Origin of the sequence: Gilliamella sp. B3464 (assembly GCF_026536145.1) — a bacterium.
Classification (GTDB): domain Bacteria; phylum Pseudomonadota; class Gammaproteobacteria; order Enterobacterales; family Orbaceae; genus Gilliamella.
Window position 1 is genome coordinate 52,224 of sequence record NZ_JAFNOQ010000008.1, and the last position, 15,424, is coordinate 67,647.

Genomic DNA, 15,424 nt, shown 5'->3' on the forward strand with positions numbered 1-15,424 from the left:
TTAAATTTATCAGCAAAGGCGAGGTTCAACTATGTCAGATGCCATTTTTCAAGGAACTTTTTTTGAAAAGTTCTTATCCATAACTCATTACCAAACCTTAATTGGAATTGGACTTTTACTTGTCTGCTTTTTTGCTGTAATGAGGCCATTACAAAACCGAAAAGTCAATTTTTCGATTCGTATGTTAGTCGGATTAATACTTGGCGCAGTACTTGGTTTAGGCATCCAAGCTGCTGCTGGATTTCCTGATACATCAAGTGTTTGGATGCAAGAAACAGCAACATGGTATGGTCTTTTTGGGCGTGCATTTATTGCCTTTATTCGTATGCTAGTTATTCCACTCATCTTTGTATCCATCGTTAAAGTCATCATTGATTTCTCCGGAAAAGACAATCTCCCTCAGATTGCTTTTAGAGGTATCTTTTGGTTACTCTTTACTACGGCTATCGCTTGTTTGGTGGGTATTATACTTGCCAACCTATTTTCCCTCGGTGAAATGAGCAAAGCATCAGAACTTCAAGCTCAAGCAAAACAATATACCAATATAATTGATACGTTTATCAACCTAATACCCAGTAACATTATCGCCTCAATGGTTAAAGAAAATATTGTTGGTTTAGTCATCTTTTCTGCTTTGATGGGACTTGCTGCCAATCGAATGGAAAAGAAAAATCCTAAACCAATCGAACTATTTAAAACATTTATCGAAGCGCTATACAAAATTGTCATGTCAATTGCTATGACAGTAATAAAATACATGCCTTACGCGGTAATAGCTTTACTTGCCCGTACCATCATTTCTAATGGTATACCGGCTATTATTCAAGTTTCCAGTTTTGTCGTTGCCATTTATGTTGCGACCTTAATTATGCTAATTGTGCATGTTGCTATTGTATTAACGCATGGTATATCACCAATAACGTTTATCAAAAAAGCGTTGGGTACATGGCTATTAGCCTTTACCAGCCGGTCATCTGTTGGCACATTACCCATGACAATTTCTACATTAACTGTCAGAATGGGGGTTAATACCGGTACAGCTAATTTAGTCTGCTCGCTTGGTAGTACAATGGGGATGAACGGCTGTGCTGGCTTTTTTCCAGCATTACTCGCAGTCATGGTTGCACATATGGTTGGTATTGATACTAATATTCAATTTTATATTATGTTAGTGATTGTCGTTGTGATTGGTTCAATCGGTATTGCGGGTATTCCTGGCACCGCAACCGTTGCGGCAACTGTCGTATTATCTGGAATGGGCATGGCTGAGTATTTTCCGTTGATTGGTATGGTCCTTGCTGTTGATCCAATTATTGATATGGCCAGAACTTTAGCCAATGTATCTGGTGCAATGACCGCGGCGATTGCCACTGATCGTGAAGTAGGTTTGATGGACTTGAACGTATATAATGATCCTAATGTGACACTTGAAAATGAATCAACAGATGCCTAATTAAGTTGCTATTATTAAATAGTAAGCTAAATGTCAGCTGAGATAAACACAATCAACATTTTAACAAATCACACTAATGATAAAGTGGAGTAGACTATAAATAATCATTTAGGTTAAAAATTTACAAATTGTATACATCTCATTGAATAAATTGAAAATAAAAAAGGTGCGAAGTGCACCTTTCTTATAATCGATTAATGACAGTAAAAACATTAAAGCGTTTTAAGCCAAGCTTTTACATCATTACCTAAACTTTTGTGACGCATTGCGTATTGCACAAAAGTTTGAACATAACCTAATTTATTACCGCAATCATGGCTACGACCTTTTATACAATAAGCATCAACCGGATCTTCTTCTAGTAACATTGCAATAGCGTCGGTTAATTGAATTTCACCACCAGCTCCTAAAGGCGTTTTAGCAAGTAATGGCCAGATTTTTTCAGATAATACATAACGTCCTACAACTGATTGATTAGAAGGCGCAGCGTCAATGGTCGGTTTTTCAACTACACTATACATCTGAGCAGTATTGCCTGCTAATAGCGCTTCACCACGACAATCGACAATACCATAAGAAGAGACTAACTCTTTTGGCACTGGTTCGACCATGATTTGACTACGTTTGGTTTCATGATAGTTATTAATCATCGCTGCTAAATTGTCTGTACTAAGATCACTATCATATTCATCAATAATTACATCCGGTAACACGACCGCAAATGGCTCATCGCCAACTAAAGGGTAAGCGCATAATACTGCATGACCAAGCCCTTTAGCTAAACCCTGACGAACACTGGTTATCGTCACATTTTTTGGCAAAATACCTTGCACTTCTTGGAGTAATTGACGTTTAACGCGCGCTTCTAGCATAGCTTCTAGTTCAAAACTTGTATCAAAATGATTTTCGATAGAATTTTTTGATGAGTGCGTTACAAAAATAATTTCTGTGATTCCAGCTGAAATACATTCTTTAACGACATATTGAATAAGTGGTCTATCCACAACAGGCAGCATTTCTTTAGGGATGGCTTTAGTCGCAGGCAACATGCGAGTACCAAGTCCTGCAACAGGGATAACTGCTTTTTTTACTTTTCCATTTACTGATGGTTCAAAATTTAGTGTCATTTTATTTCCTTAAAAACAAATTAACTGACAACGCTGTTATAGCTATAAATACTATAACAGCGATTAACAAAGGTATTTTTGATTGGTATAAACTTTAGCATACAAGCAATCGAAATACTCAAATAAATTATTGCTACAAAATTTGATATTAGATAAGCCACTTTGGTTTTAGATTGTAATACAAAATCAGTCAGAACGGTATTAGATATCAATAAAACATCTTAGATTAATCTAAAAATATTTAACAAAATTAGCAAAGGCTTATTTCAGCTTAACAAGCAATAGACACCATTATCGTTTATCTTAAATAAGAACAAATCACCATTTGATGCTAGCGAAAAAATCCAACGATAACCAATGAGAGAATTAGATGATTAATATAAAGTAAGAATGCAACCCAATTTCACAAAAAATTACTCAAATACGATATAAAATAAGGTCAACCAAGCAAAACCTATTATCAGTCGATTAACAAATATCGCAATGAATTTTGTTCTCTCATATAATGCCTATTTATTTATCGATATCTCATTAGACTCAATTAATAAAGGGTTATCTTTATCTTTGGCTAAAGAATCAATAGCAATATAAACAATTTGGCAATTTTGTAAAACTGCTTGTCTAACAACAAATTTTGCTTTGCGATCGCGTTCTTGTTTTTGTGCAGGGCTAATATAAAGATCATCGTAACCATCATCATACAAGGTAGCCCTATCTAATAAACTTTGTGTTCGCCAAAAAGTTTCCTTAGGATAATCACGTGTAAAAATCTGATCGGTTAGCTTGCCTTTTATACCTGCATAACTTGAAGATAAATGCTTACTAGCACGACTTTGCGCGATATAAATTGATTGGTAACTTTTTTTATTGGAAGGAAGTAAATTTAACGAAAACTCAACGCCTGCGCGAGTTGAGTATTGGCAATTATGCATAACTGAGGGTGCAGTTCGAAAATTTAATGAACCACACCCAACAAGTAAAAAAAACACGACGAAAATAATAAGACGCTTCATTTTTACTTAAGTATATTCACAAAATAACCGTTTTCACATTTACCTTGCAAATAGACTACTTTGTCTTATTTACATTTTATCGCTAACTTTTTCAGCAGTATTTGAAATAGCTTTACCGCCAGATTGAACATCTTTACCTACACCATTTACTGTATTACATCCAGTAACTAATGTTGTCATTACAAGACCGAACACAATAATTAACATTTTTTGCAACATTTGATACTCCTTTCATTATTTACATTGTTATTTTAGTGTAGCAAATGCTTCTGCCACACGATGAATGTTATGGTGATTTAACCCAGCCACACACATTCTTCCGCTGCCCACCAAATAAACAGCAAAGTTATCTTTTAATTGTGTAACTTGATTTTGGGTAAATCCAGTGTAACTAAACATACCACGTTGTTTAACTAAATAATCAAAATTACGGTCTAACGATTTGTTTTTTAATAATTCAACTAAGGTTGATCGCATTGTCACAATACGATTACGCATTGATGCCACTTCTTTGAACCATAACGCTTTAAGATCATTATTATTTAAAACATAAGACACAAGATGTGCACCATAAGCTGCTGGACTTGAATAATTACGACGAACGGTCGCTTGAAGTTGCCCAAGCACATGACTTGCGACTTGGCTATTATCACATAAAACCGACAAACCACCAACTCGCTCACCATAAAGGGAAAATGTTTTAGAAAAAGAGTTACTGATAAGTCCACACAATCCTACTTCTGCGGCCTTTCGAAGCGCATATGCATCATCGTCAATATTTTCACCAAAGCCTTGATAAGCAATATCCATAAAAGGGATTAAATCTCGATTTTTTAAAACTGCTATGACTTTATCCCATTGATCGTGCGTTAAATCAGCACCTGTTGGGTTATGGCAGCAAGGATGCAGTAAAACAATGCTTTTAGCCGGTAATTGGTCTAAAGATTGAAGCATAGCATCAAATTTTACGCCACAGGTTTTATCATCGAAATAAGGGTATTGATTGACCTTAAAACCTGCCCCACTAAAAATGGCAATATGATTTTCCCAAGTAGGATCACTTACCCAAACCTGAGAATCTGGAAAATAGCGATATAAGAAATCGGCACCAATTTTTAATGCACCCGATCCACCTAGTGTTTGAATAGTTGCAATTCGCTTATCTTTATAAGCGCTGTGATTTTCACCAAAAAGCAAAACTTGAATAGCTTGACAATAAGCAGGCAATCCACTCATCGGTAAATAAAGTTGCGCACCTTGATTATGCTGATAGATATAATCGCGAGCAGCTTTAATACATGATAATTGTGGGACGACACTGTTTTCATCATAATAGTAGCCAATACTTAAATTGGTCTTGTTTTCTCTATTATCATTATTAAATTCTGCGACCAAAGATAAAATTGGATCGCCCGCATACGAATCGATTTTTTCAAACATATTGACTACCTACTAACACAATCAACACTGACTAATAGTTGTAGATTATTACATCAACTTAATTGTCAATCAATCACTAAATAAAAGTTTAACAACAAATAATTAGAGCGATATTTACTGGGTGAATAAAGGCAAAATATTCATTCTTAAACTATAAAAATAGACCAATCTATACGCAATTAGCTCAATCTATTAGTTATAGTTTATTTATCGTAAGCATTAGCACTTTATGGTGCTAACAGAATATGTCACGCCTATTTAACTGCAATCACTTCAATTTCTACTTTTGCATCTTTAGGTATTTTAGCTACTTGTACGCAAGAGCGTGCCGGAAATGCCGCATTGTTCTCAGTAAAAAATGACTCATAAATAGCATTCACTGCGGCAAAATCATTCATATCTGCTAAAAATATAGTTGTCTTGACAATATTATTGATCTGATAACCCGCAGCTGTCACAATTGCTTTAACATTAGCTAAACTTTGTTTGGTTTGTTCCTCAATAGACGTTGCCATTTGACCAGTAACAGGATCGAGTGGAATTTGCCCAGATGCAAATAACATATTACCTAAATCAACCCCTTGAACATATGGACCAATTGCAGCAGGCGCTTTATCGGTACTAATCACTTTTTTTACCATGTTTGATTTTCTCCTTTTTCATCTTGTCTGGTTAATCATTCATCTCAATACATTCATTTATTTTGTCTATTGCCATTTCAACAGTAACCTAATTTACTGTCAAGTTTGTACTCAATTATGATCGTGGGACTTCTGACAAATTTCTGCTATGATAAACATAATTTTTCTATTTATTGAGAGTTAACATGTTTGAGAATTTAACCGACCGTTTATCACAGACATTTCGCAATATCAGTGGGCGTGGGCGTCTGTCTGAAGATAATATTAAAGAAGCACTACGTGATGTGCGCATGGCATTACTTGAGGCCGATGTTGCTTTGCCTGTTGTTCGTGAGTTTATAAATCAAGTTAAACAAAAAGCTGTCGGCTTAGATGTTAGTAAAAGTCTAACACCAGGCCAAGAGTTTATCAAAATAGTCCAAGATGAACTCACTCGTGCCATGGGCGAAGTCAATAGCTCACTGAATTTGGCAACCCAACCCCCAGCTGTGATTTTAATGGCGGGTTTACAAGGTGCAGGTAAAACGACCAGCGTCGCGAAATTAGCGAAGTTTTTAAAAGAAAAACAGAAAAAGAAAGTACTCGTCGTTTCTGCCGATGTCTATCGTCCTGCTGCGATTAAACAATTAGAAACCTTAGCTAAAGCGATTGATGTTGAATTTTTTCCTTCCGATATTAACGAAAAACCAGTCAATATTGTTAATAAAGCAATTAACCATGCTAAATTACAATTCTTTGATGTGCTGATTGTCGATACCGCAGGCCGTTTACATGTCGATAATGACATGATGGACGAAATCAAAGCACTACATCAGGCAATTAATCCAATTGAAACCCTATTTGTGGTTGATGCGATGACGGGTCAAGATGCCGCTAATACAGCTAAAGCTTTTGATGAGGCTCTGCCGTTAACCGGTGTTATTTTAACCAAAGTCGATGGTGACGCACGTGGCGGTGCTGCATTATCAATTCGGCATATTACAGGTAAACCAATTAAATTCTTAGGCATGGGTGAAAAAACTGATGCTTTAGAACCATTTTATCCTGACCGTATTGCCTCTCGAATTTTAGGCATGGGCGATGTGATTTCTCTGATTGAAGAGTTACAAAGCAATGTCGATCGAGAAAAAGCAGAAAAAATTGCTAAAAAACTCAAAAAGGGTGACAAATTCGATTTTAACGACTTCCAAGATCAACTCAAGCAGATGCGTAATATGGGTGGAATGGGCGCCATGTTGGCTAAACTACCGGGTGTTGGTCAATTACCAGACCATATCAAAGCTCAAATGGATGACAAAATTACAATTAAAATGGAAGCCATTATTGGATCGATGACACTAAAAGAACGCGCCAATCCTGAAATTATTAAAGGATCGCGTAAACGTCGTATTGCTAATGGTTCGGGTACACAAGTGCAAGATGTTAACAAACTATTAAAACAGTTTGAAGATATGCAAAAAATGATGAAGAAGATGAAAGGCGGCGGCATGATGAAAATGATGCGCCAAATGAAAGGACTTATGGGCGGGGGAATGGGCTTACCAAGACGCTAATGCGCAATTATTGCAATATATAATTGCGTCTAACCTATTCAATTTTCTAATCTAAACAACACATCGCACCCAATATTAGTTTTGCGATGTGTTTTCTGAGTTAATGACTGGCTTGATCGATTTAATCTTAGCCGGTCGATTCATCGCCAATACGGTTCCTATTGATGAGATAATAATTAACCCAATAGCAAACCATTGATAATGAGTTAATTGCTCATGCAACACTATCAAACCTGAAAATGCTGCAAATACTGGCGATAAACTCATTAGCGTACTAAATGTTTGAGCCGGTAACCTTGGTAGTGCAACCATATCTAAGGCATAAGGTATAGCCGACGCTAATAAAGAAACGACAAAAACTAACGGTAATAAGTCTATCGAAAACATAGCACTGCCACTTTGCCACACACCAATTGGAAATAGCAAAAATGACGCAATAATAGATCCAATTGCAACACTTGATGAACCGTGAATAGCACCTGATTGACGCCCAAAGAGTATATAACATGCCCAACATGCACCGGCGGATAATGCCAACAAAATACCCATCGGATCTAAATCATTGGATGCTTGATGAATCGGTAATAACATCGCTAACCCGACAACCGCAATGGCTAACCAGACAAAATCAGTCAAACGACGGCCAGAAAACATCGCTACCATAATAGGACCGGTTAATTCAATGGCAACAGCAATACCTAACGGAATACGAGCAATAGCATTATAAAAGCTCAAATTCATACAGCCCATTGCAACACCATAGCAAAAAATATATTTGAAAGCTTGTTTGGTGATTGGTTTACGCCAAGGCTTGAAGATAATCGATAACATAACCGATGAAAAAGTCAGTCGCCAAGCGGTCATCCCTTCTGGACCAAGTACAGGGAACAAGTATTTCGCCATAGATGCACTACCTTGAACCGAAATCATCGAAATAAATATTAAAAAAACAGGCCAAGTACGGTTAAACATAAAGTATTACTCTGACAAAATTTGACAATGATTATTCAAATAGTGAATATCAAACAGTTTAAAGAAAACGATGCTGCTCAGCATCAAACACAAACATGCTCAGTCAGCTTAGTTTTCTCTTTTAACAGATAGCAAAGCAAGATCTTGCAGCGCTTTTTTGTAAGGTGAATCAGGTAAAATTGCAATAACATCAAAGGCTTTTTGGGCCTCCTGCTGTGCAGTTTGTAACGTAAATTCGAGAGATCCACAGTCTTGCATAATCTGTAAAATACGATCTAACAAATGTCGCCCATTACCTTGTAAAATAGCTTGACGAATTAATTCAGCATCATCACTGTTGCCAGCATTATGCATAGCATGTAACAACGGTAATGTTGGTTTACCTTCATTAAGATCATCACCTAAATTTTTACCCAATTTTTGATTACTATCAGCACTATAGTCCAATAGGTCATCAATAATTTGAAATGCGGTACCTAAAAATTTACCATACTCTTGCAAGGCTAATTCTTGCTGCTCATTAGCGCCAGCTAATACCGCAGCAGAATGGGAGGTGGCTTCAAATAAACGCGCGGTTTTGCGATAAATAACTTCCAAATATTGCTCTTTAGTAATGTTTGGATCATTACAATTAATTAACTGTTGCACTTCACCTTCAGCAATAACATTTGTTGCCGCTGACATGATAGTCAACACTTTAAACGATTCGGTGCGTACCATCATTTGAAATGATCGCGTATAGATATAATCGCCAACTAATACGCTAGCGGCATTACCAAAAAGTGCATTAGCGGTTGATTTTCCACGTCGTAAATCAGATTCATCAACCACATCGTCATGTAGCAATGTCGCTGTATGAATGAATTCAATAAAAGCAGCAGCAATAATGTGTTTATCGCCCTGATAATTAAGCGCCTTAGCAATTAATAATGCGATAACAGGGCGAATACGTTTGCCGCCGCTGCTAATAATATAATTACCTAATTGATTAATTAAAGCGACATCAGAGCTAAGCTCTGCCTGTATTGCTGCGTTAACTTTTACTAAGTCATCTTTTATAAGATCGAGAATTTGATTCATTGATGGATTATTCATCAGCCTAACCGCTAAAAACAATAGAAATTTATTGACTATTATCTGATAAATCTTTTTGTGCAACAAGTTATTGATATATCATCTTTAAAAAAAAACTACAAATGATAAGCATTTTCATTTAAAATGCCATCCTTAAGTAAAAAATGATAATTGTTATGAAGATTAACTTTGATATTGATATCAATACTGAAAAAGATCCGCAAATTGTTGCTCAGAAAAAGCCGAAAGGTACTTATTTATTTACCTCCCTTTCGGTCGCTTCACACTTATGCTTATTCGCCTTATTATTTAGCTCTGCACTATTTGCCAAAGATATCATTGTTGAAGAAGGAGACAACTCAATCAAAGCTGTGATGGTTGATTTATCACAATTAGCAGCGCCTGAACAATCTTTAGTTGAAGACAAACCTGAAATAAAAGGTGACAATAACAGTGATGTTATCGACAATAAACCTATTGAAGAAACACCAATAGAACCAGTTGTTGAGCCAGAAGTTATTGAAGAAAAAAAACCAGAGCCAGAACCCGTTAAAATACCAGATAAACCAGTTATCACACCTGAAAAAGAGGTGGTAAAGCCACAACCCAAACCAAAGAAAAAACCACAACCGACACAAAAATCATCACAACAACAAGTTAGACAAGAAGTTGCAAGTGAAAATATGGCTAGCACTTCGGTCGCACCTAAAATATCGGATAATCGCCAATATTCGGCAAGCGCTTCTCCAATTAGTCGAAATCAACCAGAATACCCTAGACGAGCACTCGATATGCGTTTAGAAGGATATGTCATTGCTATGTTTGATGTTAATAGCGAAGGGCGTGTTGAAAATATCAGAATTATTGAAGCGCAACCCAATAATATTTTTAACCGATCGGTAATTAATGCCATGAAGACATGGAAATACAAACCTATTGCTGCACAAAATTTAAAAATCAAAATTGTATTTAATCGGGATAAATCAATTAATTTAGACTAATAATCAAACGCTAGACTATATACAATTCATTAACAATAATTAAACTAAAAGCCATAATCTTTTTAAACAATGATTATGGCACTTTTTATCACTCAATAACCGATGCTTTATTGGCCATCAGCTTTTCAATTTCACTAGGCTCTTTAGGTACAGCAGAAGTGAGCACTTCGTTACCCGATGAAGTAATTAAAATATTATCTTCAATACGAATCCCAATCCCTTTATATTGATCAGGTACATCGGCATTTTGGTTAATATATAATCCTGGTTCAACAGTCAACACCATACCTGGTTTTAAAAGATAAAGGCGATCACTTCCTACATCGTGAACATCAATGCCTAACCAATGCCCTAAACCATGCATATAAAATTCAGTATACGCCTTATCAGCGATCAATTTATCCACATCGCCTTGCATAATACCTAATTTTACCAATCCCTCGACCATAATTTTAATCACGGTCTGATTAACTTGGTTAATTGAGTTTCCGGGTTTTAAGAGCTTAATTGCGGCATATTGTGATGCCAGAACAATATCATAAATTTCACGTTGAGCCTGACTAAATTTACCGTTTATAGGGAATGTTCGCGTAATATCACCCGCATAATGCTGATACTCACATCCCGCATCAATGAGTACCAAATCACCCTCTTTCAATGGTGCACTATTATTTTCGTAGTGTAAGATACAGCCATTATTACCGCTTCCAACAATAGTATTATAAGCAGGATATCGGGCACCATGACACGCGAATTCATATAAAATTTCTGCCTCTAAGTGATACTCATACAAGTTTGGCTTACATTTTTGCATAGCCCTTCGGTGAGCTTGAGCACTGATATCACAAGCCTGCCGTAAAATATTTATCTCAAAATCTGATTTAAACATTCGCATTTTATGCACAACAGGCCGCCAATCACTGATTGAAATTGGTTTTAAACCAGTGGATTTACCTTCTTTGATTAAAGCTCGTAATGCTTTTTTAATAATCTTATCCGCGTATTGATACTGCTCATCGGCATAATAAACGATATCTTTTCCCTTCAAGATTTTAGGTAAATTAGCATTAATGCTATCAAAACAATAAGCCTCATCGACCCAAACTGTGTCTAAAGCAAGCGCTTGCCCTAAACGATAACCGGTCCATGTTTCAGCTAAAGGATCTTTTTTTCGATTAAATAAGACATAACGTGCCTGATTATCATGTTGTTTAATTACTACAAAAACCGCTTCTGGCTCATTAAAACAAGTAAAATACCAAAAATCACTATTTTGCCGATAAGGGTAATGCGTATCGTTACTTCGAACAACTTCTGGCGCTGCAAAGAAAAGTGCCACACTATTGGTTGCCATTTTAGCAAGTAATGTTTCACGACGATTACACAGTTCAGTTTTAATATCTGTATCTATCATTTTAATGATCCTAAAAAGAAATGATTATTCCAATTAATGAATAGTCGGTACAATATCTGATTCATTAAATTCATCGTAGCACAACATTGAGGTGATACGGACATACTCTTTAATTTCTTCAAAAGCAAAACCAAGTTCTTGCTGATCCTCATTTTCATCATAACCAAGCTTGACTATTTGACGTAAATCATAAATCGCTTCGCCAACATCACCTTTTAATCGGTTAATCGTTGGTTGAACTAAACCTATTCCCAGTAAAAAATGATTAACCCAACCAACTAATTCATCGATCTGCGAAAACAGATCATGCTCACTAAGTAATAACTCAAACTCAAAATTTTCATTAGAAAATTGCTGTTTGGTTAAATCATAAAGCTTTTTAATTTGTTGCTCTAATGGTTCTGCAATCGCCTCTCCATTATTTAACATATCCTTGACTAATGGACGCCAACTTTCATCATGATTACCACCCGCTAAAATCCCGGATATAAAACCATGTAATTCAGCAGCATTAATCCCAATGTTACATTCGATTAATTGACGATTTAATTCGTCATAGTTAATAGTATCAGTCATTACCCCACCCTGATCTTGTCACGTCAATAAAATGCACCCTGCACTTTCACTAATAATTAGTATATAATTCATACCTAGTTATAAATAATAAACAGGTTACCAAGCTTTATAAAGGAATTATTTTGAACATTGCAAGTTTATTCATCAAATTTCCCCTGCTATTTATCACGTTTGCTTTAACATTAACAGCCTGTAGTTCATGGTCATCAAACAAAGGTGTTATTATTCTCGATCTACGTGATAAAACCCATACCTATGTAAAAAGCCAAGATTTACCAAACCATTATAAATTAGGAACGAGTGAACAAGAACTGCAACGATTTGAAACATTCTGTGAGCAAGAAATTAAAATTTCAAAGCATGATGGTAGCGAAGAGGCCGTTTTTGAAAACATTAAACATGGTGTTCATGGGCAAGTTGAATTCAAAAAGTGTAGTGATAAGATCACTCGAATTTACCAATATTGATAAAATATGACTAATCTTGAGGTATTACTAAAAATAATATTAACTGTTTCAAAGTTATATTAAATCTTACTGGCGTTTCTGGCAGTTTTTATTTATATTGTTCGCGTAAATGATAATATTTTTGGGAGTAAAAATAACTATGTACAAGCAAGATGTCACAATTACTGCATCGAATGGTCTTCATACCCGTCCTGCTGCACAATTTGTCAAAGAAGCAAAAAACTTTAACTCTGAAATTACAGTTACATCCAATGGTAAGAGCGCAAGTGCTAAAAGTTTATTTAAATTACAAACTTTAGGATTAACACAAGGAACAACAATTACAATTTCTGCTGAAGGCGAAGATGAAAAAGAAGCAGTACATCATCTAGTAAAATTAATTCCAGAATTAGAATAATAACTCCCAATTAGCTATGAACAGTTTTAAAATTGAATAAGGATTAAATGTTATGGTATCAGGTATACTTGTTTCTCCCGGTATCGCTTTTGCAAAAGCGTTATTATTAAAAGAAGAGCCTATTGTTATTAATAATAAACAAATTCTTGATAACAAAATCGATGCAGAAATTGAACGTTTTAAAGAAGCTCGTCAAAAGTCTAGCGAGCAACTTAACGCTATCATGGAACGAGCTAAATCAACATTAGGTGAAGATAAAGCGGCTATCTTTGAAGGTCATATTATGCTTCTTGAAGATGAAGATCTTGAACAAGAAGTTATTTCACGAATCGAAAGTAAACACTCAAGCGCCGATGCGGCAGTACAATCTGTATTTGAAGCACAAGCAAAAGAGCTTGAAAATTTAGACGATGAATATCTAAAAGAACGTGCAGCAGACATTCGTGATATTGGTAAACGATTACTAAAAAATATTTTAGGCATCGAAATTGTCGATTTAAGTGCAATAAGCCAACCTTGTATTTTAGTTGCAACGGATCTTACACCCTCTGAAACCGCTCAATTAAATTTAGAAATGGTGTTAGGCTTCATCACTGATGCAGGTGGACGCACTTCACACACATCAATCATGGCTCGTTCATTAGAAATTCCAGCAATCGTGGGGACATCTAATGCAACACAAGAAATCAAACAAGGTGATTTTGTAATTTTAGATGCCATCAACAATGCAATTTACATCAATCCGGATCATTCAACTCAAGAAAAGCTAAAACAAGTTCAAGCAAAATATCTTGCCGACAAAGAAGAACTCGCTAAATTGAAAGATTTACCAGCTGTTACCCTTGATGGGCATCAAGTGGAAATTTGTGGCAATATTGGTACCGTACGCGATATCGCTGGTGCAGAACGTAATGGTTATGAAGGTGTTGGTCTTTATCGTACTGAATTTTTATTCATGGATCGTGAAAGTTATCCTGATGAAGAAGAACAATTTAAAGCGTATAAAGAAGTAGCACAAGCCACTAATGGTTTATCTGTCATCGTCCGTACTATGGATATTGGTGGTGATAAAGATGTTCCTTATATGCATCTTCCAAAAGAAGAGAATCCATTCCTAGGCTGGCGAGCGATTCGTATTTGCTTAGATAGAAAAGAAATACTTCATGCTCAGTTGCGCGCTATTTTACGTGCATCAGCATTTGGTAAACTCCGCATTATGTTCCCAATGATTATTTCTGTTGAAGAAATTCGTTTATTAAAATCAGAAATCAATATTCTAAAAGAACAATTAAATGCAGAAGGTAAAGCATTCGATAAAAATATCGAAATTGGTGTCATGATTGAAACGCCAGCTGCTGCGGTAATTGCACATCATTTAGCGAAAGAAGTTGATTTCTTTAGTATTGGTACTAATGATCTAACACAATATACATTAGCCGTTGATCGTGGTAATGAGCTTATTTCACACCTTTATAATCCACTTTCACCATCGGTATTAACTTTAATTAAGAAAGTTATCGATGCGTCTCACCAAGAAGGTAAATGGACAGGTATGTGTGGTGAGCTTGCTGGTGATGAAAGAGCCACTATCTTATTACTTGGTATGGGGCTTGATGAATTCAGTATGAGTGCGGTATCTATTCCGAAAATTAAAAAATTAATTCGTAATACTAATTACCAAGAAGCGAAAAAATTTGCAGATACAGCATTAGAAAAAGCAACAGCTAAAGAAATTCTTGATTTAATACAAACTTATACCGCTGAAAAGCAAATTTGTTAGGAGACAACGATGGGACTGTTCGATAAAATAAAGCAATTTGTGTCCGATGATAGTAAAAATAGCATCGAAATTATTGCGCCACTAAGTGGTGAAATTGTCAAAATCGAAGATGTACCTGATGTGGTTTTTGCTGAAAAAATTGTCGGTGATGGTGTTGCAATCAAACCTTCTGGGAATAAAATTGTTGCGCCATTAAGTGGTAAAATTGGCAAAATCTTCGAGACCAATCATGCTTTCGCCATCGAATCAGACGAAGGTATTGAGCTTTTTGTGCATTTTGGTATTGATACAGTAGAACTTAAAGGTGAAGGTTTTACACGTATAGCCGAAGAAGGTCAGCAAGTTAAAGTAGGTGATACAATTATAGAGATTGATTTACCATTACTGGAAAGTAAAGCAAAATCAGTCTTAACGCCAGTTGTCATTTCCAACATGGAAACCATTGCCGAACTAACTAAATTATCGGGCACTGTCGAAGCAGGAAAAACACCAATAATGCGAGTTAAGAAGTAATTA

Annotated in this window: 16 protein-coding genes; 7 read left to right on the plus strand and 9 right to left on the minus strand. The window is 35.8% G+C overall.

The window, feature by feature from the left end; translation table 11 throughout:
* Nucleotides 1-31: 31 nt before the first annotated feature.
* On the plus strand, nucleotides 32-1,453 hold the full coding sequence (locus J3U57_RS09530) for a cation:dicarboxylate symporter family transporter (protein WP_267344543.1): 1,422 nt from the start codon (nucleotides 32-34) through the stop codon (nucleotides 1,451-1,453).
* Nucleotides 1,454-1,665: 212 nt separating this feature from the next.
* Here the strand turns inward: J3U57_RS09530 and galU are convergent, their stop codons facing one another.
* From galU to J3U57_RS09555, 5 genes are all read right to left on the minus strand, one after another.
* Nucleotides 1,666-2,580 (minus strand): UTP--glucose-1-phosphate uridylyltransferase GalU, encoded by a 915-nt coding sequence (gene galU / locus J3U57_RS09535; RefSeq protein ID WP_065634107.1) that lies wholly within the window; start codon nucleotides 2,578-2,580, stop codon nucleotides 1,666-1,668.
* 509 nt (nucleotides 2,581-3,089) lie between these two features.
* Entirely contained in the window at nucleotides 3,090-3,593 is a 504-nt protein-coding gene (locus tag J3U57_RS09540) for a hypothetical protein (protein WP_267334152.1), read from the minus strand.
* A gap of 69 nt (nucleotides 3,594-3,662) precedes the next feature.
* Entirely contained in the window at nucleotides 3,663-3,812 is a 150-nt protein-coding gene (locus J3U57_RS09545; RefSeq protein WP_081297505.1) for an entericidin A/B family lipoprotein, read from the minus strand.
* A gap of 27 nt (nucleotides 3,813-3,839) precedes the next feature.
* On the minus strand, nucleotides 3,840-5,033 hold the full coding sequence (locus tag J3U57_RS09550; RefSeq protein WP_267344542.1) for an aromatic amino acid transaminase: 1,194 nt from the start codon (nucleotides 5,031-5,033) through the stop codon (nucleotides 3,840-3,842).
* 254 nt (nucleotides 5,034-5,287) lie between these two features.
* Complete coding sequence (locus J3U57_RS09555) at nucleotides 5,288-5,674, minus strand: RidA family protein (RefSeq protein ID WP_065634104.1); 387 nt, start codon at nucleotides 5,672-5,674, stop codon at nucleotides 5,288-5,290.
* A gap of 185 nt (nucleotides 5,675-5,859) precedes the next feature.
* Here J3U57_RS09555 and ffh point away from each other — a divergent pair, with 185 nt between their 5' ends.
* Nucleotides 5,860-7,227 carry a signal recognition particle protein gene (ffh, locus tag J3U57_RS09560; RefSeq protein ID WP_267334149.1) on the plus strand — a complete coding sequence of 456 codons (1,368 nt, stop codon included), beginning with the start codon at nucleotides 5,860-5,862 and terminating at the stop codon, nucleotides 7,225-7,227.
* Nucleotides 7,228-7,302: 75 nt separating this feature from the next.
* Here the strand turns inward: ffh and J3U57_RS09565 are convergent, their stop codons facing one another.
* Nucleotides 7,303-8,199: an EamA family transporter gene (locus J3U57_RS09565; RefSeq protein WP_267334148.1), complete on the minus strand. Its 897-nt coding sequence runs from the start codon at nucleotides 8,197-8,199 to the stop codon at nucleotides 7,303-7,305.
* Nucleotides 8,200-8,307: 108 nt separating this feature from the next.
* Entirely contained in the window at nucleotides 8,308-9,294 is a 987-nt protein-coding gene (ispB, locus tag J3U57_RS09570) for an octaprenyl diphosphate synthase (protein ID WP_267334147.1), read from the minus strand.
* A gap of 155 nt (nucleotides 9,295-9,449) precedes the next feature.
* Between ispB and J3U57_RS09575 the strand changes: the two genes are divergently transcribed.
* Complete coding sequence (locus J3U57_RS09575; RefSeq protein WP_267344540.1) at nucleotides 9,450-10,274, plus strand: TonB family protein; 825 nt, start codon at nucleotides 9,450-9,452, stop codon at nucleotides 10,272-10,274.
* An 88-nt stretch (nucleotides 10,275-10,362) separates the two neighbouring features.
* Here J3U57_RS09575 and pepP read toward each other — a convergent pair whose 3' ends face one another.
* Together pepP and J3U57_RS09585 are read right to left on the minus strand one after the other, a co-directional pair.
* Complete coding sequence (gene pepP / locus J3U57_RS09580; protein WP_267334145.1) at nucleotides 10,363-11,688, minus strand: Xaa-Pro aminopeptidase; 1,326 nt, start codon at nucleotides 11,686-11,688, stop codon at nucleotides 10,363-10,365.
* Nucleotides 11,689-11,721: 33 nt separating this feature from the next.
* Entirely contained in the window at nucleotides 11,722-12,264 is a 543-nt protein-coding gene (locus J3U57_RS09585; protein WP_267334144.1) for a UPF0149 family protein, read from the minus strand.
* A gap of 122 nt (nucleotides 12,265-12,386) precedes the next feature.
* Between J3U57_RS09585 and J3U57_RS09590 the strand changes: the two genes are divergently transcribed.
* From J3U57_RS09590 to crr, 4 genes are all read left to right on the plus strand, one after another.
* Entirely contained in the window at nucleotides 12,387-12,731 is a 345-nt protein-coding gene (locus J3U57_RS09590) for a hypothetical protein (protein ID WP_267334143.1), read from the plus strand.
* A 139-nt stretch (nucleotides 12,732-12,870) separates the two neighbouring features.
* Nucleotides 12,871-13,128, plus strand: a complete 258-nt coding sequence (gene ptsH, locus J3U57_RS09595; RefSeq protein WP_065634096.1) for a phosphocarrier protein Hpr — start codon at nucleotides 12,871-12,873, stop codon at nucleotides 13,126-13,128.
* 52 nt (nucleotides 13,129-13,180) lie between these two features.
* Nucleotides 13,181-14,908 carry a phosphoenolpyruvate-protein phosphotransferase PtsI gene (gene ptsI, locus J3U57_RS09600; RefSeq protein WP_267334142.1) on the plus strand — a complete coding sequence of 576 codons (1,728 nt, stop codon included), beginning with the start codon at nucleotides 13,181-13,183 and terminating at the stop codon, nucleotides 14,906-14,908.
* 9 nt (nucleotides 14,909-14,917) lie between these two features.
* Nucleotides 14,918-15,421: a PTS glucose transporter subunit IIA gene (gene crr / locus J3U57_RS09605; protein ID WP_065634094.1), complete on the plus strand. Its 504-nt coding sequence runs from the start codon at nucleotides 14,918-14,920 to the stop codon at nucleotides 15,419-15,421.
* Nucleotides 15,422-15,424: the final 3 nt, after the last annotated feature.

Excerpts from the sequence above, each read along its gene's own strand:
- J3U57_RS09530 (WP_267344543.1), top strand. The coding sequence starts at position 32 with ATGTCAGATGCCATTTTTCAAGGAACTTTTTTTGAAAAGTTCTTATCC.
- galU (WP_065634107.1), bottom strand. The coding sequence starts at position 2,580 with ATGACACTAAATTTTGAACCATCAGTAAATGGAAAAGTAAAAAAAGCA.
- J3U57_RS09540 (WP_267334152.1), bottom strand. The coding sequence starts at position 3,593 with ATGAAGCGTCTTATTATTTTCGTCGTGTTTTTTTTACTTGTTGGGTGT.
- J3U57_RS09545 (WP_081297505.1), bottom strand. The coding sequence starts at position 3,812 with ATGTTGCAAAAAATGTTAATTATTGTGTTCGGTCTTGTAATGACAACA.
- J3U57_RS09550 (WP_267344542.1), bottom strand. The coding sequence starts at position 5,033 with ATGTTTGAAAAAATCGATTCGTATGCGGGCGATCCAATTTTATCTTTG.
- J3U57_RS09555 (WP_065634104.1), bottom strand. The coding sequence starts at position 5,674 with ATGGTAAAAAAAGTGATTAGTACCGATAAAGCGCCTGCTGCAATTGGT.
- ffh (WP_267334149.1), top strand. The coding sequence starts at position 5,860 with ATGTTTGAGAATTTAACCGACCGTTTATCACAGACATTTCGCAATATC.
- J3U57_RS09565 (WP_267334148.1), bottom strand. The coding sequence starts at position 8,199 with ATGTTTAACCGTACTTGGCCTGTTTTTTTAATATTTATTTCGATGATT.
- ispB (WP_267334147.1), bottom strand. The coding sequence starts at position 9,294 with ATGAATAATCCATCAATGAATCAAATTCTCGATCTTATAAAAGATGAC.
- J3U57_RS09575 (WP_267344540.1), top strand. The coding sequence starts at position 9,450 with ATGAAGATTAACTTTGATATTGATATCAATACTGAAAAAGATCCGCAA.
- pepP (WP_267334145.1), bottom strand. The coding sequence starts at position 11,688 with ATGATAGATACAGATATTAAAACTGAACTGTGTAATCGTCGTGAAACA.
- J3U57_RS09585 (WP_267334144.1), bottom strand. The coding sequence starts at position 12,264 with ATGACTGATACTATTAACTATGACGAATTAAATCGTCAATTAATCGAA.
- ptsH (WP_065634096.1), top strand. The coding sequence starts at position 12,871 with ATGTACAAGCAAGATGTCACAATTACTGCATCGAATGGTCTTCATACC.
- ptsI (WP_267334142.1), top strand. The coding sequence starts at position 13,181 with ATGGTATCAGGTATACTTGTTTCTCCCGGTATCGCTTTTGCAAAAGCG.
- crr (WP_065634094.1), top strand. The coding sequence starts at position 14,918 with ATGGGACTGTTCGATAAAATAAAGCAATTTGTGTCCGATGATAGTAAA.